This is a genomic window from Agrobacterium sp. InxBP2, assembly GCF_026191755.1.
GTDB classification, from domain to species: Bacteria; Pseudomonadota; Alphaproteobacteria; order Rhizobiales; family Rhizobiaceae; genus Agrobacterium; species Agrobacterium pusense.
On sequence record NZ_JAINDY010000033.1, the window covers coordinates 82,667 to 105,745 of the forward strand.

24 protein-coding genes and 1 tRNA gene are annotated in these 23,079 nt (G+C 59.1%); 12 read left to right on the forward strand and 13 right to left on the reverse strand.

What is annotated here, in order from left to right; translation table 11 throughout:
* Positions 1-167: 167 nt before the first annotated feature.
* A complete protein-coding gene (locus K7A42_RS18275; protein ID WP_004440856.1) occupies positions 168-1,412 on the reverse strand; it encodes an MFS transporter in 1,245 nt (414 codons plus the stop codon).
* A 238-nt stretch (positions 1,413-1,650) separates the two neighbouring features.
* On the opposite strand from K7A42_RS18275, the gene K7A42_RS18280 reads away from it, so the two are divergent.
* The 3 genes from K7A42_RS18280 to K7A42_RS18290 all read left to right on the forward strand — a co-directional run bounded on the left by K7A42_RS18280 (position 1,651) and on the right by K7A42_RS18290 (position 4,651).
* On the forward strand, positions 1,651-2,559 hold the full coding sequence (locus K7A42_RS18280; RefSeq protein ID WP_006699378.1) for a diacylglycerol/lipid kinase family protein: 909 nt from the start codon (positions 1,651-1,653) through the stop codon (positions 2,557-2,559).
* 186 nt (positions 2,560-2,745) lie between these two features.
* Entirely contained in the window at positions 2,746-4,119 is a 1,374-nt protein-coding gene (locus tag K7A42_RS18285) for an aspartate aminotransferase family protein (RefSeq protein WP_282455676.1), read from the forward strand.
* A gap of 61 nt (positions 4,120-4,180) precedes the next feature.
* Complete coding sequence (locus K7A42_RS18290) at positions 4,181-4,651, forward strand: OsmC family protein (RefSeq protein WP_004440860.1); 471 nt, start codon at positions 4,181-4,183, stop codon at positions 4,649-4,651.
* A 3-nt stretch (positions 4,652-4,654) separates the two neighbouring features.
* Here the strand turns inward: K7A42_RS18290 and K7A42_RS18295 are convergent, their stop codons facing one another.
* From K7A42_RS18295 to K7A42_RS18325, 7 genes are all read right to left on the reverse strand, one after another.
* Positions 4,655-5,044: a PIN domain nuclease gene (locus K7A42_RS18295; protein WP_004440862.1), complete on the reverse strand. Its 390-nt coding sequence runs from the start codon at positions 5,042-5,044 to the stop codon at positions 4,655-4,657.
* The gene (locus K7A42_RS18300) at positions 5,041-5,271 is read right to left on the reverse strand and encodes a type II toxin-antitoxin system VapB family antitoxin (protein ID WP_004440864.1); all 231 of its coding nucleotides are present in this window, start codon (positions 5,269-5,271) and stop codon (positions 5,041-5,043) included. The genes K7A42_RS18295 and K7A42_RS18300 overlap by 4 nt, the downstream gene beginning before the upstream one ends.
* Positions 5,272-5,336: 65 nt before the next feature.
* Positions 5,337-6,842: an AMP nucleosidase gene (gene amn / locus K7A42_RS18305; protein ID WP_004440865.1), complete on the reverse strand. Its 1,506-nt coding sequence runs from the start codon at positions 6,840-6,842 to the stop codon at positions 5,337-5,339.
* Positions 6,843-6,945: 103 nt separating this feature from the next.
* Positions 6,946-7,119, reverse strand: coding sequence for a hypothetical protein (locus K7A42_RS18310; RefSeq protein WP_004440867.1), 174 nt, complete (start codon positions 7,117-7,119; stop codon positions 6,946-6,948).
* Between the two features lie 10 nt (positions 7,120-7,129).
* Positions 7,130-7,312 carry a hypothetical protein gene (locus K7A42_RS18315; RefSeq protein WP_035210174.1) on the reverse strand — a complete coding sequence of 61 codons (183 nt, stop codon included), beginning with the start codon at positions 7,310-7,312 and terminating at the stop codon, positions 7,130-7,132.
* A gap of 141 nt (positions 7,313-7,453) precedes the next feature.
* A complete protein-coding gene (locus tag K7A42_RS18320; protein ID WP_282455856.1) occupies positions 7,454-8,050 on the reverse strand; it encodes a hypothetical protein in 597 nt (198 codons plus the stop codon).
* A gap of 159 nt (positions 8,051-8,209) precedes the next feature.
* Entirely contained in the window at positions 8,210-8,548 is a 339-nt protein-coding gene (locus K7A42_RS18325; protein ID WP_004440872.1) for a DUF2147 domain-containing protein, read from the reverse strand.
* A 601-nt stretch (positions 8,549-9,149) separates the two neighbouring features.
* Between K7A42_RS18325 and K7A42_RS18330 the strand changes: the two genes are divergently transcribed.
* A complete protein-coding gene (locus K7A42_RS18330; RefSeq protein ID WP_004440874.1) occupies positions 9,150-9,413 on the forward strand; it encodes a sel1 repeat family protein in 264 nt (87 codons plus the stop codon).
* Between the two features lie 308 nt (positions 9,414-9,721).
* Here the strand turns inward: K7A42_RS18330 and K7A42_RS18335 are convergent, their stop codons facing one another.
* Together K7A42_RS18335 and K7A42_RS18340 are read right to left on the reverse strand one after the other, a co-directional pair.
* Positions 9,722-10,834: a pyridoxal phosphate-dependent aminotransferase gene (locus tag K7A42_RS18335; RefSeq protein WP_107340941.1), complete on the reverse strand. Its 1,113-nt coding sequence runs from the start codon at positions 10,832-10,834 to the stop codon at positions 9,722-9,724.
* A gap of 160 nt (positions 10,835-10,994) precedes the next feature.
* Complete coding sequence (locus tag K7A42_RS18340) at positions 10,995-11,342, reverse strand: hypothetical protein (protein ID WP_004440878.1); 348 nt, start codon at positions 11,340-11,342, stop codon at positions 10,995-10,997.
* Between the two features lie 323 nt (positions 11,343-11,665).
* On the opposite strand from K7A42_RS18340, the gene K7A42_RS18345 reads away from it, so the two are divergent.
* Together K7A42_RS18345 and K7A42_RS18350 are read left to right on the forward strand one after the other, a co-directional pair.
* Positions 11,666-12,883, forward strand: coding sequence for an NAD(P)/FAD-dependent oxidoreductase (locus K7A42_RS18345; protein ID WP_282455677.1), 1,218 nt, complete (start codon positions 11,666-11,668; stop codon positions 12,881-12,883).
* 7 nt (positions 12,884-12,890) lie between these two features.
* Entirely contained in the window at positions 12,891-13,691 is an 801-nt protein-coding gene (locus K7A42_RS18350; protein WP_244405094.1) for an aldolase/citrate lyase family protein, read from the forward strand.
* Here the strand turns inward: K7A42_RS18350 and K7A42_RS18355 are convergent, their stop codons facing one another.
* Both K7A42_RS18355 and K7A42_RS18360 read right to left on the reverse strand, forming a co-directional pair.
* Complete coding sequence (locus tag K7A42_RS18355) at positions 13,692-13,868, reverse strand: hypothetical protein (protein ID WP_004440886.1); 177 nt, start codon at positions 13,866-13,868, stop codon at positions 13,692-13,694. It lies immediately after the preceding gene.
* A 90-nt stretch (positions 13,869-13,958) separates the two neighbouring features.
* Positions 13,959-14,300: a hypothetical protein gene (locus K7A42_RS18360; RefSeq protein ID WP_004440887.1), complete on the reverse strand. Its 342-nt coding sequence runs from the start codon at positions 14,298-14,300 to the stop codon at positions 13,959-13,961.
* A 163-nt stretch (positions 14,301-14,463) separates the two neighbouring features.
* Here K7A42_RS18360 and K7A42_RS18365 point away from each other — a divergent pair.
* The 4 genes from K7A42_RS18365 (at position 14,464) to K7A42_RS18380 (ending at position 18,667) form a co-directional block, all read left to right on the forward strand.
* Positions 14,464-14,554: transfer RNA gene (locus K7A42_RS18365), tRNA-Ser, on the forward strand.
* A gap of 1,248 nt (positions 14,555-15,802) precedes the next feature.
* Positions 15,803-15,988 (forward strand): hypothetical protein, encoded by a 186-nt coding sequence (locus K7A42_RS18370; RefSeq protein WP_034495850.1) that lies wholly within the window; start codon positions 15,803-15,805, stop codon positions 15,986-15,988.
* Positions 15,985-17,046: a porin gene (locus tag K7A42_RS18375; RefSeq protein ID WP_173614541.1), complete on the forward strand. Its 1,062-nt coding sequence runs from the start codon at positions 15,985-15,987 to the stop codon at positions 17,044-17,046. The genes K7A42_RS18370 and K7A42_RS18375 overlap by 4 nt, the downstream gene beginning before the upstream one ends.
* A 556-nt stretch (positions 17,047-17,602) precedes the next feature.
* On the forward strand, positions 17,603-18,667 hold the full coding sequence (locus K7A42_RS18380; protein ID WP_034495848.1) for a porin: 1,065 nt from the start codon (positions 17,603-17,605) through the stop codon (positions 18,665-18,667).
* 322 nt (positions 18,668-18,989) lie between these two features.
* Here the strand turns inward: K7A42_RS18380 and K7A42_RS18385 are convergent, their stop codons facing one another.
* Positions 18,990-21,062, reverse strand: coding sequence for a lytic transglycosylase domain-containing protein (locus K7A42_RS18385; RefSeq protein WP_282455678.1), 2,073 nt, complete (start codon positions 21,060-21,062; stop codon positions 18,990-18,992).
* A 363-nt stretch (positions 21,063-21,425) separates the two neighbouring features.
* Between K7A42_RS18385 and dapA the strand changes: the two genes are divergently transcribed.
* Both dapA and smpB read left to right on the forward strand, forming a co-directional pair.
* Entirely contained in the window at positions 21,426-22,310 is an 885-nt protein-coding gene (gene dapA, locus K7A42_RS18390) for a 4-hydroxy-tetrahydrodipicolinate synthase (protein WP_004440897.1), read from the forward strand.
* A 161-nt stretch (positions 22,311-22,471) separates the two neighbouring features.
* Positions 22,472-22,954, forward strand: coding sequence for an SsrA-binding protein SmpB (smpB, locus tag K7A42_RS18395; RefSeq protein ID WP_004440898.1), 483 nt, complete (start codon positions 22,472-22,474; stop codon positions 22,952-22,954).
* Positions 22,955-23,079 lie beyond the last annotated feature (125 nt).

Below are 23,079 nucleotides of genomic sequence, written 5' to 3' on the forward strand. Positions count from 1 at the left end.
CCGGTCTCGGCAAAGGCAATCGACTGCTACTGTCGCTAGACATCTAATGATGCTCCGTTGAAATCCGCGCCGTGCCCAAGGCATGCGCGTAAGGCCGTGTTGCGCCTGAAACCGGAAAGAGTCAAGCGCCCGATTGTGAATTTTCCGTAAGCTTCGAAAGGGCCGGGTCAAGCCGCCTTTTGACGCCGCTCTACGGTGACGGAAACGAGAAAAACGCCAAGCCCGAGAAGGGAAAGAACGGCGCCCACATAACCCGTCGAGGCGTAACCGAAGCCCATGGCGATGACGAGGCCGCCGAGCCAGGCGCCAAGCGCATTGGCGATGTTGAAGGCGGAATGGTTCGAGGCGGCAGCCAGCGTCTGCGCATCCTGCGCCACATCCATCAGCCGCGTCTGTACGGCCGGGCAGGCGGCAAAACCGCAGCCGATCAGGAAGACGCAAAGGCAGAGCATGAAGGGATCCTGCGCCGTCATGCCGAAGACAGCCATGACAAGCACATTGAAGGCCAGCATGCCGCCAATCGTGCCGTTGAGCGAGATATCGGCGAGCCTTGAGCCGACGACATTACCGACATTCATGCCGATGCCGAACAGCGCCAGCACCATGGAGACCGTAGAAACCGGCATCATCGCCACGTCAGTCGTGGTCTTCGCGATATAGCTGAAGACCGAGAACATGCCTCCAAAGCCGACGGCGGCAATGGCGAGCGTCAGCCATACCTGTATGCGGCGGAAGGCGCCGAGTTCGCGCCATACGCTGGCGCCTTCTTCCACCCTGTCACGCGGCTGGAACAGCCAAAGCAGGGCCACCGTCAGAAGTGCGATGCCGCCGACAAGCATGAAAGCCGCGCGCCAGGACAGTAGCTGGCCGAAGAAGGTGGCGAGCGGAGTGCCGAGCAGGGTGGCGATGGTGAGGCCGAGCATGACGCGGCCAACGGCGCGGGCGCGCTTGTGGATTGGCGCCATCGAGGCCGCCACGAGCGCCGCAACGCCAAAATAGGCCCCATGTGGCAGGCCGGTGATGAAGCGGAGAATGGTGAAGCTCACAAAATCCGGCGCGACGGCGCTCAGGATGTTTCCAGCCGCAAAAAGTCCCATCAGACTGAGAAGCAATGTCCGGCGCGTGATGCGCGCGGCGAGAACCGCGATGATCGGCGCGCCAATGACGACGCCCAGCGCATAGGCGGTGATGACATAACCCGCTTCCGGCACCGTGACGCCATAGGTCGAGGCGACGTCGGGCAAAAGGCCCATGATGGCGAATTCGCCGGTACCGATGCCAAAACCGCCGGCAGCCAGCGCCAGCTCTATAAGCGCAATGGCAAGTGGGGAGAGGACCACGGCAGGCGCAGCCGTGTAAACGGTTTCATTCTCCCCGCCAGGGCGGGCTTCGGAGATGTTCGAGTGGCTCATCGTGACCTGAAAGCGGGAAGGGCCCACAGAAAAAAGGGCAAGACCGTATGGGAGCGGTCTGCCCTGACTGGAGATGCGCGGTCATGAAAATGACCTTAAGTGACCTCTAACATGAAATGATGCGTTGCGGTAGAGCGATTCTCGGCAAAAGACGATCTTCACGCGATGGTGTTCGGAACTCTATATAAGGCCAGGCATTTACGCGCGGCTGCGAATGTTACGGGACCGGGTTGGAAACATGAAGCTCATTGCAATTTTCAATCGTGACGGCGGCACATTTCGCACCACCGACATGGAAGCCTATTGTGATCATGCCCGCGAGGTCTTCACCCGCGCCGGACACGTGATCGATTGCCGTCTTGTCTCCGGAAAGGACGTCGTAGAGGAAATGGCACGCGCCGCCGAGGAGCCGGGCATTGAAGGCATCATTGCCGGCGGCGGAGATGGCACCATTTCGGCGGCTGCCGGCATTGCCTGGAAACAGGGCATCGCGCTCGGCATCGTGCCGGCCGGCACCATGAACCTCTTCGCCCGCTCGCTGAAGCTGCCGCTCGACATTCGTCAGGCGCTGGAAACGCTGGCGAATGGCGAGATTGCCAGTGTCGACATCGCCAGCGCCAATGGCCGCCTCTTTGTCCACCAGTTTTCCGCGGGCCTGCATTCGCGCATGGTGCGCTATCGAAACAATCTCGCCTTTGCCTCCCGTCTCGGTAAGATCAAGGCGAGCATCCGCGCCGCCATCAGCGTCATCCTCAACCCGCCTGTCTTCGAGGTGGAATACACCGTTGATGGCCGGACGCAGCATCGAAAGGTATCGGCCATTTCCGTGTCCAACAATGAATTCGGTCAGAATTCGCTGCTGGTGGCGGATAACGTCTCCGGCGGCCATCTGGGTTTTTATCTCACCGATCCGTTACGCCCGTCCGGTGTCGCCAGACTCGCCCTGGATATTCTGCGCGGCAAGTTCAAGCAGAATGCCGCCGTGACAGCCATGACCGTGACGGATGTGGAGCTGCATTTTCCCAAGAAACGCCATGATGTCCGCTGCGTCATCGATGGCGAGCTGCTGCCGATGGAACGCGACGTGGCACTGGAAGTGCACGCCGGAGAGTTGAAGGTGCTGGTGGGGCGGGCGTTCTTCGCTTAGCGCAAACCGACCGTGAATTAGGCCATCGCCGCCTGTTCTTCTGCCGGCGGGGAGAAAAACAAGCGGCGATGCCGTGTCCTCCCTAGCCCCTGAAAACCTCCAGTCTTGCCAAATCGAAGCCGCCCGGCCATGGTCGGCGGGTGCGATGGCGTGCGCGCTGTCGCTTCTATGGGAGTGCGATCTGTCATGAATGAAATCTCCAACCCCCTCTCCAACCTTGCTGCCATCGATGCCGCCCATCATCTCCATCCCTTTTCAGACATGGGCAAGCTCAACGCCGCCGGCACCCGCATCATCGAGCGCGCGGAAGGGGTGTTCATCTACGACAGCACCGGCAGGAAATATCTCGACGCCTTCGCCGGCCTCTGGTGTGTGAATATCGGTTACGGACGCCGCGAGATCGCCGATGTGGTACGGCGTCAGATGAACGAGCTCCCCTACTACAACGCGTTTTTCGGCACCACCACGCCGCCCGCGACGCTGCTGGCGCAGAAGATCGCTTCGCACGCCGGGCCTGGCATGAACCACGTGTTCTTCACCAATTCCGGCTCGGAAGCCACCGATACCTGGTTCCGCATGGCGCGGGTCTACTGGAAGGCCCTCGGCCATCCCGCGAAGACGAAAGTTATCGCCCGCCGCAACGGCTACCACGGCTCGACGGTGGCCGGGGCCTCGCTGGGTGGCATGACGTGGATGCACGAGCAGGGCAGCCTGCCCATCGATGGCGTCGCCCATATTGGCCAGCCCTATTGGTATGCCGAGGGTGGCGATCTTTCTCCGGCCGAATTCGGCCTGAAGGTGGCTCGCGAACTCAATGAGAAAATCGACGAATTGGGCGAGGAAAACGTTGCTGCTTTCGTGGCCGAACCGATTCAGGGAGCCGGTGGCGTCATTGTACCGCCGGAGACCTACTGGCCGGAAATCGCCCGTATCTGCAAGGCGCGCAATATTCTGCTCGTCTCCGATGAGGTGATCTGCGGTTTCGGTCGCCTGGGCTCCTGGTTCGGCTACCAGTATTTCGGCGTGGAGCCGGACTTTGCCCCCATCGCCAAGGGCCTGTCCTCGGGTTATCTGCCGATTGGCGGCGTGGTCGTGTCGGATCGGGTGGCGGAAGTGATGTTGTCCGAGGTCGGTGATTTCAACCACGGCTTCACCTATTCCGGACATCCCGTCTGCGCCGCCGCCGCGCTGGAAAACCTTCGCATCATCGAAGCGGAGGGTCTGGTGGAGCGGGTGCGCGACGATATCGGCCCTTATTTTTCCGAGGGCTGGAAAAGCCTTGAGGACCACGAACTGGTGGGCGAAGCCGTCAATGTCGGCTTGATGGGTGGACTGCAGATCACGGCGGACAAGGCGACCCGCAGACGCTTCGGCAAGCCGGACGATGTTGGTATAACGGTGCGCAATCATTGCCTTGCAAACGGCCTCGTCATGCGCGCAACGGGCGACCGAATGCTGGCTTCGCCGGCGCTGACCATCAGCCGTTCGGAAGTGGATGAGATCATAGAGACGTTGCGCAAGGGGCTCGACCACCTGCGTGATACGCGCGAGCATTTCTAGGGAAAGTGGACACCGGTTTTCCGTTAAAGAATGCGAAAAGAGATGCCAAGGGAGGACTGAAATGGCAGGACAGGAACACCATTACGCCGTGAAGGTGACGTGGACGGGTAATCGTGGCAAGGGCACGTCGGGCTATCGCGACTACGAACGCGACTACACAATTTCCACCGAGGGAAAGGCTGATATAGCCGGCTCGTCCGATCCGGCCTTCCGTGGCGATCCCGCCCGCTGGAATCCTGAAGACCTGCTGGTCGCTTCGCTCTCGGCCTGCCACAAGCTCTGGTACCTGCATTTCTGCTCGGTCAACGGCATCATCGTCGAAGACTATGTCGACGATGCCGAAGGCACGCTCGTCATGGAAAAGGATGGCGCCGGGCAGTTCAGCGAAGTGGTGCTGAAACCGGTCATCACCATCTCGAAGGGCGATCCCGCCCGGGCGGATGCGCTGCACCATGACGCGCACGACAAGTGCTTCATCGCGCGGTCGGTGAATTTTCCGGTGCGGGTGGAGGGGACCGTGAAGGTGGTTTGAGACTCATGCCAGTTGCAGACCGAGATGATCGGCCATCGGCTGAAAGTCTCGGTCGTTTTGCAGCAGCTTATGGCCGTGCTCAATACAGTAGGTGCCGATGATGAGGTCGGGAGTTTTACGCACGGTTTTCCCAACGCTTCGAAGTTTCCGATAGTTAGCGGCGGATTTCACGGCAAGTTCTGGCGTGAGCATCGAGACAAAACCGAAGCGCTTTAACCGGTCATGTATCGCCGCCGCCCGATCGTCGTTGCGTTCGCCCTGCAGGATTTCGAGGAGAATAATGTCGCCGATGATGACGTCGGTCAGATCGCCGATATCATTTAGCATCCTACCTTGGCGCGTGGATTTATTCTGAAACCAGTCAATCCAGACAGAAGTATCGACGACTATCATTCCGCGGCGTCTTGCGCTTCGATGTCGTCCACGCTCCAGCTACGGCGCACATCGTCCAGATTGCCACTCCAGCCGATGCCTCTCAGTTCTTCCAACGCTTTGCGTCGTCCGAGATTCTCTACAAGATCGCGCAACGCCTTCTCCACCGTCGCCTTTTTTGTCGAAAGGCCGGTAATTTCCATCGCTTCGGCGATCAAGGCGTCATCAAGATCAATATTCGTACGCATGGATAATCCTTGGTGTATCGATTTTCAAAATCATACACCAAGGCATGCTTCTGCGATATCTCTTTTTACTGGAACGCCGTCTCGTAGAAGCTTCTGAGCTTGCGCGAGTGCAGCGTTTCCGTCGGCATGGCGGCAAGCTTCTGCACGGCGCGGATGCCGATCTGCAGATGCTGGGCGACCTGGGTGCGGTAAAATTCCGTCGCCATGCCTGGCAGCTTCAATTCGCCATGCAGTGGCTTGTCGGAAACGCACAGCAGAGTGCCGTAGGGCACGCGGAAGCGGAAGCCGTTGGCCGCTATGGTAGCGGATTCCATGTCAAGCGCGATGGCGCGGGACTGCGACAGGCGCTTGACGGGACCGGCCTGATCACGGAGCTCCCAGTTGCGGTTGTCGATGGTAGCGACGGTGCCGGTGCGCATGATGCGCTTCAGTTCGAAGCCCTCGTAACCCGTGACTTCGGCGACTGCACCTTCCAGCGCCAGCTGCACTTCGGCAAGCGCCGGGATAGGCACCCAGACCGGCAGGTCGTCGTCAAGCACGTGGTCCTCGCGCACATAGGCGTGGGCCAGAACGTAGTCGCCCAGCCGCTGGCTGTTGCGCAGCCCGGCGCAGTGGCCGACCATCAGCCAGGCATGCGGGCGCAGCACGGCGATGTGATCGGTGATCGTCTTGGCGTTGGAGGGGCCGACGCCGATATTGACGAGCGTAATGCCGGCATGACCTTTTTTCTTCAGGTGATAGGCCGGCATCTGCGGCAGTCGGGCCAGCACCGCGTCCGTCTCGGGCTTGTCGGAACCCGCATGGGTGATGATGTTGCCCGGCTCCACAAAGGCCGTGTAACCCTCGCCGCCATTCTTCATCATCTGCCTCGCCCAGGCAGCGAATTCGTCGATATAGAACTGGTAGTTGGTGAACAGCACGAAGTTCTGGAAATGGCTGGCGCTCGTCGCCGTATAATGGCTGAGGCGCGCCAGCGAATAATCGATGCGCTGCGCCGTAAAGGGCGCAAGCGGCGCCGGCTCGCCCGGCACCTGATCATATTCGCCATTGGCGATGAGATCGTCGGTATTGTTGAGATCGGGCGTATCGAAGAGATCACGCAGCGGCACGTCTGACAGCGACGAAGCCGCCGCTGCCTCGACATACGCGCCTTCACCGAAAGCGAAATGCAGCGGAATGGGCGTAGCCGATTCCGACACCGTGACCGGAACGCCGTGGTTCTTCATAAGAAGCCCCAGCTGTTCCTTGAGATAGTGGCGGAAAAGCTCAGGCCGTGTGATCGTTGTCGTATAGACGCCGGGCGCGGTTACGTGGCCATAGGAAAGGCGGGAATCGACATGGCCGAAAGTGGCGGTCTCGAGGCTGACCTGCGGGTAGCAGGCGCGGTAACGCCCGGCAATCGGCGCGCCCTTGGCAAGGTCTGTGAAGGAATTGATCAGGAACGCCGTGTTGCGTTCGTAGAGCGCGCTCAAAGCCGCAACAGCTTCTTTCGGGTCCGTGAATGTCTGCGGCGCGAAAGGCTCTGGACTGATGAAGGTGAGGGGCGGAATCGTTGGTTTTGCTATTGTCATGGCCCATTATAAGAGGCCAATTTCGACAGGCAAGCGACAGAAATACGAAGAAACTGAAAAGAAACGCGAAAATGCAGCCGGACAATGCTGGCGCGGCAGAAACTCAGCCGAGCGCACCGCGCTGCAGGCTCATCAGCAGCACGAAGCCGGCGCCTTTGGAGGCGGGGCGGGGATCGGCCTTGTAAACCGCAAGTCCGGCCACCGGGCCGAGAAAGATCGAGGCCATCAGCATCAGCCGCAGTGCGGAGAACAGGCCGTTGGAAAAACTGGTGGTCATTGGCCGGTCCTCACAATACGACGGGGCAATTGGCGGCGGGCGCCGGGCCGTGCTGGCATGCGATTGCCGCACCGGCATTCACGCGCTGGAAACTGCGGTTCGGATTAACGACGAGCGAGGCGAAGGACATGGCGAAGATCGCCATGAGAAACGCGAAGATTGCCAGTCGGCTGATCAGCTTTGTCATGTCCATTCCCCTTTATCGGAGTTGATGGACAGAGTTTTGCCATAGTCGGACTGAACGCACCCTGAGGCCCCGGTTCATATGGTGTTCAGGGATGTTAACGGGCGGTGACATGGCGGATTGATGCCGCAGTGGTGCGCATGCCCAGCTTCAGGACAAGGGGATGTCCGCGCCTGGTGCAAGATCGGTTAGCAGTTTCTCCAATTCTTCACCTTGGGTCACGTCGACAATCGGCACCCGGTGTTCCTGCGCGGATGCCAGCATCTCGGTGTTCTCACGTAGCGAGCGTTCGATGAAGGCGTCCATGATCCGCTGCCTCTTCGCCGTTGCATCTTGGTAGCGTGCTTCAAAGCGCATTCTTTCGAGAAGAAAATCATTGTCGGCATGAAGAAATACGCCCGCCACCGTGCTGTCGAGGAGAGGCGATATGAACTCCGGTCGCAGGGCGGCGCCCTCGAAGATCGTCGTAGTCCCTGTGCCGGATCTTCTGTCAATCATCGCGCGGATCAGCGGCCAGATGTTCTGGTGATGGACCTTGAGAAACCAGTGGATCGTATCCGCCGACAGCTGTGTGTAATATTCCTCAACCGGCACCGGAATACCCGCCCATGGCCTCCCCGGATGGCGGGCGAGACTGTCGGTCGATATCGCCTCGCAGCGCAGCCTTTCGCTGAGCAGGCCGGCCAGCGTGCTTTTGCCGACATGCGAGGTGCCCGCGATCAGAATTGTCGAAAGGGTGGGGCGCATATCGTTGCTCTCATTGGCATCGGATGCAGCGATAATAAACGGATATATGGTTTCCATGCGACGTCTGTTCGCAGCCTGCGCGCGATTCCTGGCAGCCACCGCGCTCTGCGTCGCGAGACGGCAGGCTGGGGGACAAAAGCCCGCCTGCCGTTCCCTGTATTACAGCCGTGTCCAGGTCTGCGATTTGCACAGAACCTTCAGCACGCAACCCTTCATGCTCAGCGAATTCCCCGAAACGGTGCCGGAGCCGCTATAGGTCTTGTCATTGGCGGGATCGGTGATCTCACCCGAGTAGCTGTTTCCCTTTCCCGAAAGCTTGCCGATCTGTTTTCCGGCATGCTTGCCGGTCTTCAGCGTCACGCAGAAAGCACCGCCGCAGGGGCCGATCACGGCGGTTTCGCCGCTGGCCGTCTTCCAGTTGCCTTCGATCGCCTCGGCGGCAAAGGCAATATTGCCGCTCATCAACAGGGCAGCTGCAATCGTCATCATAAGCTTCATGAAATTCCTCCCGAAATTCGCGCAGGCTTTTCCCAGGCCGGAACGGCCAAAGATGCGATGCGCAGATCAAACTCCCTTCAGCATGCCTCCACCATTTCTGGCCGGCGGCCGCCGTGCGGTGCAACGATTGCTCCTCCCACCGCGCTCTTCCGTGCCCGTTTTATCCTCGTGACAGGCACGGTGGATAGTATTTGACGTTCACGTAAAAGGAAACAGAAATTTGCGGTGCCGGTGCAGCGTTGGCGTGTGCGGGAAGGGCGAAGGAGAGCAGTTTCGAAAATCGCGGTTCTTATCGTGGTGAAGGAAGGGTTTAAATCCAATTGTAAAGCTTTCGTAAAATTCGCCGGAAAGTCCTTAATTTCCGCGGGCAATGATATTTAACAAAAACCCAATTTTACCAATCGTTTGCAGTTTGTTTGCGGCACATTAATCATGCCTTTTAAGCGAGCGTTGAAAGCCTCGTGGCATAGTGAATTCATCAAAAGCGCAGGGAAAACCTGCCGGACGGAAGGACAAAAAAGCCGCAAAAGACGGCAGTCCGGAAGACGCCTCGGCAAGAAGGCGCACGATGAAAACAGGCAGAACGACAGGGATTAAAACAATGGCACGCTTTGACATCAGTGATATCGAAATGGCTGCCGGTGGCGAAACCCGCGCCGACACCCTTTGCAATCTCGGCCTGGTCTATGCGACCGGCCGGGGCTGCAAGGTGGACCTGATCGCGGCCCACAAATGGCTTAACATAGCCGCGATCCGCGGATCGGAAAGAGCGGCTTCTCTCCGTGCGGATCTCGCCCGCAACATGACGAAAGCGGAACTGGCCGAAGCCCTTCGCGCTGCCCGCGACTGGATGACGATGCACTGATCGATCTCGGCGATCCATAAGATTGCCGGTCCGGTTCCCTCCAGTCCCGACGACCGGCCCAAACGAAAGTAAAACCCGAAGGGGAACGCGGCGAGGGCTCCGAAACGAAGCTTTTGCGCTGACACATCGAACCGCGACCGGCAGGAACAAGGCCGGCGCGGTTTTCTTATGTTCTGCAATGTGTCTTCGCCGGAAAATGATTCTCGCGCAGGGGCTTGCGGGAGGATGTTGATTCGATGCGTGTAACGTGCGGCACTTTCCAACCCTCATTCCTGTGACGAACACAGGAATGAGGGTGGGTTGGGAGCTTACCCGACTGCCTTGAGAACCTTCGGCAAGGCCTGCTCGAACAGATCGAGCTTGTCACCCGGCCCAACGCTCACGCGGATGCAACGGTTAAGCGGGGCCACGCCCGGCATGCGGATGAAAACCCCATGGTCCATCAGCCCGTCAACGATGGCGCGCGCATAGGCGCCGTCGCGGTGGCAATCGATGGTAACGAAATTGGTAGCGGAGGGCAGCGGTGAAAGGCCGTTATTGCGGGCGACAGCGGAAATACGAGCCCGTGCCTCGGAAATCTTGCCAACCACCTCGTGCAGATAGGCCTGGTCCTTGAGCGCTGCCAAAGCGCCGGCGATAGAAATACGCGCCATGCCGAAATGGTTGCGGATCTTGTCGAAGGCTTCGACATTGCCAAGTGTACCGATGGCGTAACCCACGCGGGCGCCGGCGAGCCCGTAAGCTTTGGAGAAGGTGCGCATGCGCAGGATATTGGGCTGGCCGATCAGCGCGTCGATAGCAGGCACCGCGCTCGCGGGCGCGGTTTCGCAATAGGCCTCGTCCAGAATGAGCAGGCAGGTCTCCGGCAACGCGCGGGCAAATGCCACCACCTCGCTCGCATCCCACCAGCTTCCCATGGGATTGTCCGGATTGGCGAAATAGACGAGCGGCGCGTTTTCCCTGTGAACGAGGTCGAGAAGCCCGTCGAGGTTTTCGTGGTCGTCTACATAGGGCGTGGTCACCAGTTTTCCGCCAAAACCGTTCACGTGATAATTGAAGGTGGGGTAGCCTCCCAAAGAGGTGACAACAGGCGTGCCTGGTTCCACGATCAGCCTGGCGATTTCACCGAGCAATCCGTCCACTCCGCCGCCTATGGCGATGTTGCCGCGCGAAACCCCGTGGTGGATGGCAAGCGCTTCCTTCAGCTCGAAATTTTCCGGATCGCTATACATCCAGGTTTCAGCCGCCGCATCGCGCATCGCCAGAAGCACTGATGGGGCGGGGCCGAAGCCGCTTTCGTTTGCACCGATTCGCGCCTCCACCTTCAAGCCGCGGTTCCTTTCTATGGCCTCCGGGCCGACGAAGGGAACGGTGGAGGGAAGCGAAGCGGCAAGCGGCGTGAGGCGTGAAAAAGCGGACATTGACAGAAGTTCCGGGACCTGTGTTTGAAAACCCGGCTCACAATAGGTACAAAAAAACCGGACGCAAGCCGCGCCCGGGGGTTCCATGAGTGTTTGGCAACAGATTTTTGGTTCGCCACGGAACAACGCAAAGATCGGCGGGCTGACGCGCGGTTGCCGCTCAGACGCTGGTCTCGAAGCTCAGCCGGCGGACATGGTGCAGAAATTCGGCATCGATCAGCATGTTGAAGCCGATCGTCACTTTTTCCTCTTCCCGGCGGATCAGCGTGCAGCCGATTTCGTCGCGGATACCGAGAATTTCCAGATAGAAGTTGACCGGCATTTCCAGATCGGCACTGACATCCAGCTCCGCGCCGTAGAGCGAAATGGTGCGCACCAGGCAGCGCATGGTGTCCTTGGCGCTCAGGTGGTGCCCTATAAAGGTGATCTTGCCGGGCCGGTCGATCTGAAATTTCTCATACATCTCGTCCTGCGGGACGTTTTGACCGATATCCATATGTAGAGCCATGACAACCTCCCGGATTGCCTCTTCCGTCTGATTTTAACGCGGCTTCCTTGCCAGGGCGTGAAGGAAATATCCGCAATTGTCTCTAGTCCGTATCGACATGGGCCAGCTTTGTGTACGCAACCCGTGTTTCGCCTGTTTAAAACGCACATTATCTCGACTGGTTGCAGAAGGCGGGCGCCCGTTTTGATAATCGGGCACGCTTGCACAGGGCTGGAGCCTCGTGCGGTTGACGCCGGCCGTACTTGGCGTTACGCCTGATCGCGCAATATCGCTTCGCAGCCTCGGGCGTCATCGGCCGGCTGTGATTGTCCTGGGAGTGGAAAGTGACTGGAAGGCTGGTAATCGTCGGGGCGGGGCAGGCCGCTTTTGCGCTGGCGTCGAAGCTCCGGGCGCTGAAGGACGAGCGTGCCATCACCATCATAGGCTCGGAAGATGCCTACCCCTATCAGCGGCCGCCGCTCTCCAAAAAATACCTCCTCGGCGAGATGAGTTTTGACCGGCTGATGTTCCGCCCGGAAGAATGGTATGCCGAACACAATGTCGATATCCGGCTTTCCACCTGGGTGGAGGAGATAGACCGCGCCGGCAAGACCGTGCGCATGCAGGATGGCAGTACGCTTTCTTATGACCGGCTGGTTCTTGCGACCGGGGCCGCGCCCCGGCTGCTGCCCGCCAGCATCGGTGGCGATCTCGACGGCGTGCTTACCGTCCGTGACAGGCGCGACGCCGACCGCTTGACGGAGGAGATGAAGCCGGGCCGCAGGCTGCTGGTCATTGGCGGCGGTTATATTGGCCTTGAAGCTGCCGCCGTTGCCCGCAAGCTTGGCCTCGAGGTGACGCTGATCGAAATGGCCGACCGTATTCTCCAGCGCGTGGCGGCGAAGGAAACTGCGGATATCATGCGCGGCATTCATCAGGCCCAGGGCGTTTCCATCCGCGAAAAAACCGGCCTCGTGCGCCTCGTCGGCATGGACGGGCGGGTTGCTGCGGCCGAACTTTCAGACGGTTCGACGATCGACGTGGATTTCGTCATCGTCGGCATCGGCGTGACACCGAACGACCGGCTTGCCCGCGAATCGGGTCTCGATGTTGGTAACGGCATCGTGGTTGACGAATATACCCGCACATCCGACCCCGCCATTCACGCGGTGGGCGATTGCGCGCTTCTGCCCTGGCGCGGCCAGCAGGTGAGGATCGAATCGGTCCAGAACGCGGTCGATCAGGCTGAGGCGGCCGCCGCCGTACTGGCCGGCATGGAAGCGGTATACGACGCGAAACCCTGGTTTTGGTCGGATCAGTACGATGTGAAGCTGCAGATCGCCGGCTTCAATCTCGGTTACGACGAGACGATTTTGAGGCCCGGCGCAAGGGAAGGCAGCTGGTCCATCTGGTATTTCCGTGATGGCCGCTTCGTGGCTGTCGATGCCGTCAATGACGCCAAGGCCTATGTTGCGGGTAAGAAATTGCTCGATACAGCCGCCCAACCCGACCGCACTATCCTGGCGGATCCGTCCGCCGATCTGAAATTACTGCTCTCCTGAGGATATCATGCCCGCTGCCGAAAACCGTTTCAAAACCGCCATTCATGCCGGCAAGCCGCAGATTGGCCTGTGGCTCGACATGGGCGAGGCCATTGCGGCGGAAATCGCCGGAACGGCTGGCTTCGACTGGCTGGTGATCGACGGTGAGCACGGGCCGAACGACCTGCGCAGCATCATCGACCAGCTGCGCGCGCTTGCCACCTCTGCCGCCGAGCCGGTGGTGCGTGTGCCTGTCGGCGAGAGCTGGATGATCAAGCAGCTTCTGGATGCTGGCGCCCGCACGCTTCTTGTGCCCATGGTCGATTCAGCGGCACAGGCGGAAGCTCTCGTCAGCGCCATGCATTACCCGCCGCGCGGCATTCGCGGCATGGGAGCGGCCGTCGCCCGCGCTTCCGCTTTTAATACGATAACGGATTATGCCGACAGCGCCTCTGCCAGCGTCTGCCTGCTGGTGCAGGCGGAAACCCGCGCGGCAATCGAAGATCTCGACAATATTCTTGCGGTGGACGGCGTGGATGGCGTCTTCATCGGCCCGGCGGATCTCGCCGCGGACATGGGTTATCTGGGAAGGATTGACGAAGCGGCGGTGCAGGCGGTTATCGAAGCGGCGATCGTGAAAATCGTCGCGGCTGGCAAGGCCGCCGGCATCCTCACCTTCAATGAAACCTATAATCGCCGTTATCTTGAACTCGGCGCGTCGTTCGTCGCCGTGGGAGCCGATGTCACGGAATTCGCCAATACGCTGCGTGCGCTTTCCGCCCGCTACAAGGGTGGGCCGGCAGTGACGCCGTCCGGATCAGGATATTGATCAATCGTCGTTACTGGCGTTCAGCTTCTCCGGCGGAATACCTTCCTCGCCGGAGGCGAGATAACCGCCATTGATGAGGGCGGAGCGGACGATGCGCTGGATTGCCTCGTCCCTGTCTATGCCGTGATCCCTTGCAAAATCAGACAATGCCGCCTCAAGATCGTCGCTGAACCGCATATTCGCCCCCTTTCATTCCTGCTTTTTTCACCAATGCATAAAGGCAAGGCGGGCAAACCCGCCTTGCCTTGATTTAATGCCCATTCGTCATCAGCGCCAGCGATAAAGGCTGCTGTTCGACGAACTCTGCTGCGTGCTCGTGCCCACCGCATAACCGATCGCAAAACCGAGTGCGCCGACGATCGTCAGCAAGGAAGTGGCGGTGCCTGGATTTTCCTTCACGGCTTCCACGACATTCTGGCCCTGCGCCCGGACATTATGCGCCGCCTTGCGAACGCGGCCGCGCGCCTCATCCAGAAATTCCGATGCATCCTCGCCAACACCTTCCGCACGGGCGGAAACGGATTTGGACAGGGATGCGATCTGCGAACGCAGTTCTGCAATCTGGTTTTCGATTGTGTCTTCGACAACATTCAGTTTGGTCTGAGCCATTAGAACACCTCTCTTGTTACCGAGGCGAAAACGTGCGGGCCCTGAAGAAGTTCCGCAACCGGGCGTAAAGTTTGACCCGCGGTTTATTTGGCCAACAGGTTTTTTGGCTTCTTGGCGAAAAAGCCTTGCAATCATTTTTCTTACGCAATAATCAGGCCGCACCGGAGAGGTGGCCGAGTGGTCGAAGGCGCTCCCCTGCTAAGGGAGTATACGTCAAAAGCGTATCGTGGGTTCGAATCCCATCCTCTCCGCCATTCATTCCTTTAGAACCCACCGACAACGATCGATAATCCCTAGCGTGCGAATCGCAAGTTGTTGCCTCGATTCTCTTTAAATTGCATAGGCGTAATTGCTGCGGACCTGTTCAGGCCCGGTTAAGCCCGAACGCGGGAATTTAGCGGTTTGGGAACTAAGGACTCCTATGTGCGTTTGAGTCCGCTATCGGGAGCTAAAATCATGAAGCTATTAAACGCAGCAATCTGTCTAGTGTCTCTGGGAGTTCTGGCCGGATGTGTCGACGAGCCGGGTTACCGTTCTGGAGGATATTATAATACGACTGGTGTGTATTATCGATCGTATGACCGCGACCGCTACTACCGGAACTACGACCGCCGTCACTGGGGTGACCGCAGGGAATGGCGCGACCAACGCGATCGCAGGGACTGGCGCGACCGCAACCGGAGTCAAAGCGATTGGCGGGATCGGGGACAGCCACGTATGGAGCCAGGGACGGGAAGTCGCCGGGACACGGGAAAGGCACCGGTTATCTTGCCAAATGGTCGCGCGATTTACCCTGACTAAAAACGTCATCACAGGCGTTAGCTCTGAGGGCACCGCGGTGCAAGAGAGGGCTCTCTGCGTTTAGAGGAGCGGCCGTGGGTGATCACGGCTTAAAGCGATGGGTACATTTCAGTCGGTTCTATCGGCTCGGGCGCGCAGGAATCATCGTGTGTGCGCCGTCGGGTCCCACCAGTTGCCCCACACCATGTGGCGAGCTTTTACTGATACATATCCAAAAATCGTGATTAGGATTGGCCGATAAAGTGTGATTCCTGGCCGGCTGGATGCCGCGAGAATACGTGTCTGTCTGACAGATATCGCGGAGCACGGCAGCCTGTTGGGCACTTTGTCGCATATTCAACGTCCAGAGATAAAACACTGGAGCCGCGTCGCCCACTCTACGGCTGCTTAGACTGTCGCGTGCGAATTTGTACGCCGTGTTCTGACGAATCATTGCACGAGAATCGCTTGCCTCATCATCTCTTTCTCCATTGTTGTTTCGCTCCCATACGATGCCGGAGGCGGAAGGACGCGGAATAGAGCAAAAAAATCCATGCGGCTTTGCCTGCTTGGCAAGGGTTCTCTAAAAACGCCATTAGATGAGAAACACCCTACCGGTTGCCCTAACCAACGGATTCTCAACGGAAATCTTAACGTATCGTAAAGTTTATGCAGGCCCGCGCAGGGCTGTGTGTTGTTTCCGCAACAAACCGAAATGAAGCATGTACGTAAATGCTATTTATCGAATGTTGGCGATTGCAAGCGACGAAACCTTTTGTATTTTCACCACCAGAAGCGAGGCGGTGGATCGTTTGGCTTCTAAGAACACGGGAATGGGGCAGGGAATGCTGTCCTTCAGCGAAAAAACCCAGACCCACTTAAAAACTTTGACTGGAGGTCAACCATGAACATCAAGAGCCTTCTGATCGGCTCCGCTGCGGCTCTCGCAGCAGTATCCGGCGCTCACGCTGCCGACGCTATCGTCGCTGCTGAGCCTGAGCCCCTGGAATACGTTCGCGTTTGCGACGCTTTCGGCACCGGCTTCTTCTACATCCCCGGCACCGAAACCTGCCTGAAGTTCGACGGTTACATCCGTTTCCAGACCGACTTCGGCCGTAATCTGTCCGGTACGTCTGACTGGGATTCCTTCACCCGCGCTCAGTTCAACATCGACACCCGCACCGACACCGAGCTCGGCGCTCTGCGTGGCTACATCGGTTTCCGCGGTCAGGCTGACAACGACACCAACCGTGGCGTTGTTGTCGACCAGGCGTTCATCGAACTCGGCGGCCTGAAGGTCGGTTACTACTACAACTGGTGGGACGACGGTCTGTCTGGTGAAGTTGACCAGCTGTCCTCGAACGACACCCGTCTGAACGCTATCCGTTACACCTACGATGCTGGCTCCTTCTATGTTGGCGTTGCAGTTGAAGAACTCGAAGCTCCGCTCGACGCAATCTCGACGCTCGGCGTTGTAAAGGGCGGCTCGATCGAAGGCCCGAACAACGTTGGTATCAGCGGTATCATCGGCGCCAAGTTCGGCGGCGTAAACGCTAACCTGCTCGGCGGCTACGACACCGACCAGGAAAACGGTGCGATCCGTGCAATCGTCACGGCTGACATCGGTCCGGGTACGTTCGGTATCTCCGGCGTATGGGCTTCGGGCGCTAACGCGTACTACGAAGAGTCTGAGTGGACTGTTGCTGCTGAATACGCAATCAAGGCAACCGACAAGCTGACCATCACCCCCGGCGTTCAGTACTTCAGCAAGATCGATATCGGCGCTGACAACGACTTCGTTGGCGATCGCGATGCATGGCGCGCTGGTGTAGCTGTTGGCTACAAGATCACCCAGGGCCTCTCCACGCTCGTTTCGGTTAACTACCAGGACGTCGACGGCACCGAAGGTGTAAACGGCGGCGGCGACAGCTGGGTTGGTTTCGTTCGCCTTCAGCGTTCGTTCTAATCTGATCTGACATTGTCAGTGATGGAAACCCCGGCAGAAATGCTGGGGTTTCTCTTTTGGGTAGGCGCTTTAGCCGGCTATGAGGCAAAGGCAGGAATCGCGCGAGGCAAGGCTTCGGCGCTTTGCTAAAGCGCCCGTTGTGACTTGCATTGATTCGCTAGCAGGGAATTCAAATTCACTTCTCAGCCGATTCTCCAATGAGAGAGGGTGCTGATCCTCGCTCGCGCCCGCGCCTTTGGACAATTTCTCATGACCTTGTTGTGTCAGAATTTTGGAGAAATGCGTCGCTTCATGTTGTCGGTTTGGCCGGACTCTTCGTTAAGTGACTGAAAAGCATAGTTTATTAACTCATTTTTAACAAACAGCTCCCCGTCGATTAGAATTGTAGCTATTTCGCAACAATGAGAAACTAAGGACACCTTACTGTCTTCCTTCTGTCATGATTACGATTGCCTGTCCGGCCGGTTTTGGCTCTAATCATCCTCATAAGCGGCACGCATTTCAGAAGTGCTTCCCACCCGCTGCTTAGAAGATTAAGTTTGACTGGAGGTCAACCATGAACATCAAGAGCCTTCTCATCGGCTCCGCTGCGGCCCTCGCAGCAGTATCCGGCGCTCATGCTGCCGACGCTATCGTCGCTGCTGAGCCCGAGCCCCTGGAATATGTTCGCGTTTGCGACGCTTTCGGCACCGGCTTCTTCTACATCCCCGGCACCGAAACCTGCCTGAAGTTCGGCGGTTACATCCGTTTCCAGACGGACTTCGGTCGCAACCAGTCCGGTACGTCTGACTGGGATTCCTTCACTCGCGCTCAGTTTGAAATCGACACCCGCACCGACACTGAACTCGGCGCTCTGCGCGGCTTCATCGGTTTCCGCGGTCAGGCTGATAACGACACCAACCGTGGCGTCAATGTTGACCAGGCTTTCATCGAACTCGGCGGCCTGAAGGTCGGTTACATGTACACCTGGTGGGATGACGATCTCTCCGGCGAAACCGACATCCTCTCTTCGAACACGACTCGTTCGAACGCTCTGCGTTACACCTACGATGCCGGCTCCTTCTATGCAGGTATCTCGGTTGAGGAATTGGAAACTGCACTTGACAGCGTTTCGAACCTCGGCGTTGCTAAGGGTGGCTTCATCGAAGGCCCGAACAACGTTGGTATCAGCGGTATCATCGGCGCCAAGTTCGGTGCGGTTAGCGCAAACCTGCTTGGTTCCTATGACACCGACCAGGAAAATGGTGCGATCCGTGCAATCGTCACGGCTGACATCGGTCCGGGTACTTTCGGCCTTTCCGGCGCATGGGCTTCCGGTGCAAACTCTTACTACGAAGAGTCTGAGTGGACCGTTGCTGCTGAATACGCCATCAAGGCAACCGACAAGTTGACCATCACCCCCGGTGCACAGTACTTCGGTACGGTTGATATCGGCGCTGACAACGACTTCGTTGGCGATCGCGACGCTTGGCGCGCTGGTGTAACGCTTGACTACCAGATCACGCAGGGCCTTGCTACGAAGGTTGCTGTTAACTACCAAGACGTTGACGGCACCGAAGGTGTTGACAGCGGCGCTGGTGATCAGTGGACCGGTTTCGTTCGCCTTCAGCGTTCGTTCTAATCTGATCTGACATTGTCAGTGATGGAAACCCCGGCAGAAAATGCCGGGGTTTTTCTTTTTGAAGACCGGATGGGACTGTAAGTCGTCGGGCATCGCGTGTGCTTTGAAGCATCGACCAGCCCACCTGTCGCTCATCTGTCCAAGCCGTCGGTGTCATCCATGGGCTTGCCCCAGTGATCCAATCACGTCGCATGAAATCTGAACGCTGCAGATGCTCGGAACGGGCCCGAGCATGACGCAAGGAACCTTAGGCTTCACAGTGGTCAGAAGCGCTCGCCGGCAGGTGCTTGAATGCGCCGCTCGTCGGCTGAGGAAACCGCCTTTACCCGGAGCGCCCATGGCGCAGATCATCAACGATATCGGCCTGTTGCCCGAGCCTCGTCTTGTAGACCTGATAATTCTCCATCACCCGCTGCACGTAGTTGCGTGTTTCGGGGAAGGGGATGCGCTCGATCCAGTCGACCACCTCATCGATAGGCTTGCCGCGCGGGTCGCCATAACGGGCGATCCATTCGGGGACACGTTTCGGGCCGGCATTATAGGCGATGAAGGTGAGGATGTAGGAGCCACCGAAGCTGTCGATCTGCTCGCCGAGATAATGGGCGCCGAGTGTGGCGTTATAGCCCGCATCGCTGGTCAGCATCGCCTGCGTGTAGGGCAGGCCGTGGCGGCCGGCCACGCCCTTGGCGGTTCCCGGCAGCAGTTGCAGCAGGCCGCGGGCATTGGCGGCGGAGACGGCGGTGGGGTTGAAGGCGCTTTCCTGCCGGGCGATCGCATAGGCAAGCGCCTTTCCGGAGCCGGCAATATTGGCGCTGGCGGGAATGACGCCGAGCGGATAGGCAAGGGCCGCCGCATCGATACCGCGGCTGAAGGCCGTCTTGCCGATCTGCAGCGAGACCTGATGATTACCGTTGCCCTCAGCCCGCGCCGCCAGAATGGCAAGCTCGCCGGGACTGTCGAGCTGTTCGGCCAGCGACCTGTAAAGGCTGTCGGCGCGCCAGCCATAACCTGCCGCCTCCAGGCGATCTATGGCGCGCACGGCTTCGCGGCCGGCAAAGCGTTCTCGGTCGCCATTGTTCGGGCTGGGATAGGTCACGTTCAGCGTCTTCGTGCCGATCCGTGCAGCGGCAAGCTGGCCGTAAAACGTACCGGGATGGGCTGCCGCCTTTGCAAAGAAGTCGCGTGCATCGCCGGGTCCTCCGGCTTCGGCCGCCCTTCCGAGCCAGTAATAGGCGCGGGAGGCCGAAAGTGGCCGGTTTGATGTCTGGAGCAGGGCGTTGAAATGACGCGAAGCCGTGGCCGGGTCGCGCATCGCCCGCAGAGCATACCAGCCGGCATGAAACTCGGCATCGGCGACATCCACCGCTGATGTGGCATTATGATTGGCGACGATACGATAGGCTTCGGCAAAATCGCCGAGATCGGCGAGACCGCGCGCGATGATTCGCCGCTCGTTCCACCATTCGCCGGGATTGACCAGCTTGGCAGTATCCTTCGGCGCCTGCCGCAGAAGAGCCGCCGCCTCCGGATATTTCTGCCGGTTGCGCAGGTTCTCCACGCGCGCGAAAAGGAATGCGGGATCATCGCGCCAGCCGGCATCCACCTTGCCGAGCAGGGCGTCGGCATTGGCGGATCGCTGCAGCACAGCCGCCCAGGCACTGTAAAGGGATTGCGCCTTGCCGAGTTCGCCGAAACGTTTCGCCTGGCTGATGCGGCTGCGATACATCAGATAATCCATGCGCGCCTTGTGGTCCGCGGCCGTCAGATAGGCAGGGAAGGCGGCCAGCACGCGGTCTTCCATATCCTTGTCCATGCCTTCGCTCACCCACAGCTGGCGAATGAGGCGCTGCGAATCCACGACCTTGCCGGAGGCGGCAAGCGCCTTGGCGAGAACCACGGTGCCCTCCGCCGTTTCCGGCTTGCTGCCGCCGAATGCAGCAAGCACCTGCTGTGCCGGCGGGTCTTCGCGATAAAGCGCTTTTTCGGAATTGGCCCGCAAAGTCGCGGCGCCCGGCCAGCCGGCGAGTTCCCGCTGTGCTGCGGCGATTTCGGCTGAAGGCACATCCTTCTGGCCCGAAACGGCGATTGCCCATGTGAGGATGTGACGGTCCAGACTGCCGGTCGGCATGGCGTTGCGCAGCGCGATGGCCCGCGCCGCATCGCGCCCCGAAAGCGCGTCGAGGCCTGCCTTCAGCTGGCTCGCATCATCGGGCCGGTTAAGGCGGGGAATGGCGCCGGTAACCTCTGGCGAAGCGGGCATGAAAGCGGGAACAGCGGGCGCATCCGGCTTCACATAGGGAAGCGGCGCGGCGCCCTCGGGCAGCGGCCCGGCCAGCGCGTTCCACACGGTTGCGGCGAGGCCCGCCGCCATCAATCCCCAGACTGTTTTTTTCATGCCGTTCTTCATCGTGTAACGGAGTTGCCGACTTTCTTCTAATATCGCTACATTGCAGCGGGATTGCCGAAAAAAGGTCTGATCTCCCGCCCGGAAATCTTGGGATTTCAGGCTTAATGAAATGTTAAGCGCGCCCCTGCAATTCAATCAACTTTTATTCACCGGCCCGCGAGCAATGTCGCTTTTCGGTACGTGCATTTAATGCTTGCAGATCACGGCCCGAACACTGTCACACTTCCGACAATTTCGGACAAAATACGCTGCCTTTGCGCTTGTCGGCGCCAAGGGCTGGCACTAATGTGTGCCGGTTTTAACCATCGAATGCGGCCGAAGCATGAACCGGCTCGGCGCCAGGAGCTTTGCATGTTCAAGGGATCAATTCCCGCCCTCATTACCCCGTTCACGGACAATGGCGCCGTGGACGAAAAGGCTTTCGCCGCCCATGTGGAATGGCAGATCGCCGAAGGCAGTAACGGACTTGTGCCGGTGGGCACGACGGGGGAATCCCCGACGCTTTCCCACGACGAGCACAAACGTGTCGTTGAACTGTGCATCGAGGTTGCGGCGAAACGGGTTCCGGTCATTGCGGGTGCAGGCTCCAACAATACCGATGAAGCGATCGAGCTGGCCCTGCATGCGCAGGAAGCGGGTGCGGATGCGTTGCTGGTGGTTACCCCCTATTACAACAAGCCGACCCAGAAGGGCCTGTTCGCCCATTTCTCCGCCGTCGCGGAAGCGGTGAAGCTGCCCATCGTCATCTACAATATTCCGCCGCGCTCGGTGGTGGATATGTTGCCGGAAACCATGGGCGCCCTGGTCAAGGCCCATAAGAACATCGTTGGCGTCAAGGACGCGACGGGCAAGATCGACCGCGTTTCCGAACAGCGCATTTCCTGCGGCAAGGATTTCGTCCAGCTCTCGGGTGAAGACGGTACCGCTCTCGGCTTCAACGCCCATGGCGGTGTCGGCTGCATTTCCGTGACGGCCAACGTGGCGCCGCGCCTCTGTTCGGAATTCCAGGCGGCGATGCTTGCCGGCGATTATGCCAAGGCGCTGGAGTACCAGGATCGCCTGATGCCGCTGCATAAGGCCATCTTCATGGAGCCAGGCGTCTGCGGCACAAAATATGCGCTGTCGAAGACGCGCGGCGGCAACCGCCGTGTGCGTTCGCCCTTGATGAGCACGCTGGAACCGGCAACCGAAGCAGCCATCGATGCGGCGCTGAAGCATGCCGGCCTGATGAACTGAGACAGGTCTGAAAAGCCGGAAGGCGCGCAATGGACCGCTTCGCAGCAGAAGCCGTCCCGCGCGCCTTTTCTTTTCGTGGCGACGATACTAAATAGAGGTTCGAAAACCGCTCTCGGCGGCAGGCCGAAGGCGCAATAAGAAAAACAAGGGATTGAAATATCATGGCCCCCAAAGGCAGCCAGCGCGTGGTGAACAAGATCGTTGCGGAAAACCGCAAGGCCCGTTTCAACTACGAAATCGTCGACACCTATGAGGCAGGACTGGTGCTGACCGGCACCGAGGTCAAGTCGCTGCGCGAAGGCAAGGCGAACATTGCCGAATCCTACGCGTCGGACGAGGGCGATGAAATCTGGCTCATTAATTCCCACCTGCCGGAATATCTGCAGGCCAACCGTTTCAACCATGAGCCGCGCCGCCGCCGCAAGCTGCTCCTGAGCAAGCGCGAGATCAACCGCCTGCGCGCCGGCATCAACCGCGAAGGCATGACGCTGGTGCCGCTCAAGATCTACTTCAACGACAGGGGCCGTGCGAAGCTGGAACTGGCGCTCGCCAAGGGCAAGAAGCTGCACGACAAGCGCGAGACGGAGAAGGAACGCGACTGGAACCGGCAGAAGTCGCGGTTGTTGAAGGGTGGGGCGGCCTAAGTTCGCCGCCTTTCGCAGCATGCTCCTCCGTCATGCCGGACTTGATCCGGCATCCAGTCGCAGCGCGTCTGCGCTGTGAGAAGAGCCCTTTCAGCCCAAGGACTTGGGCTGGCTGGATCCCGGCT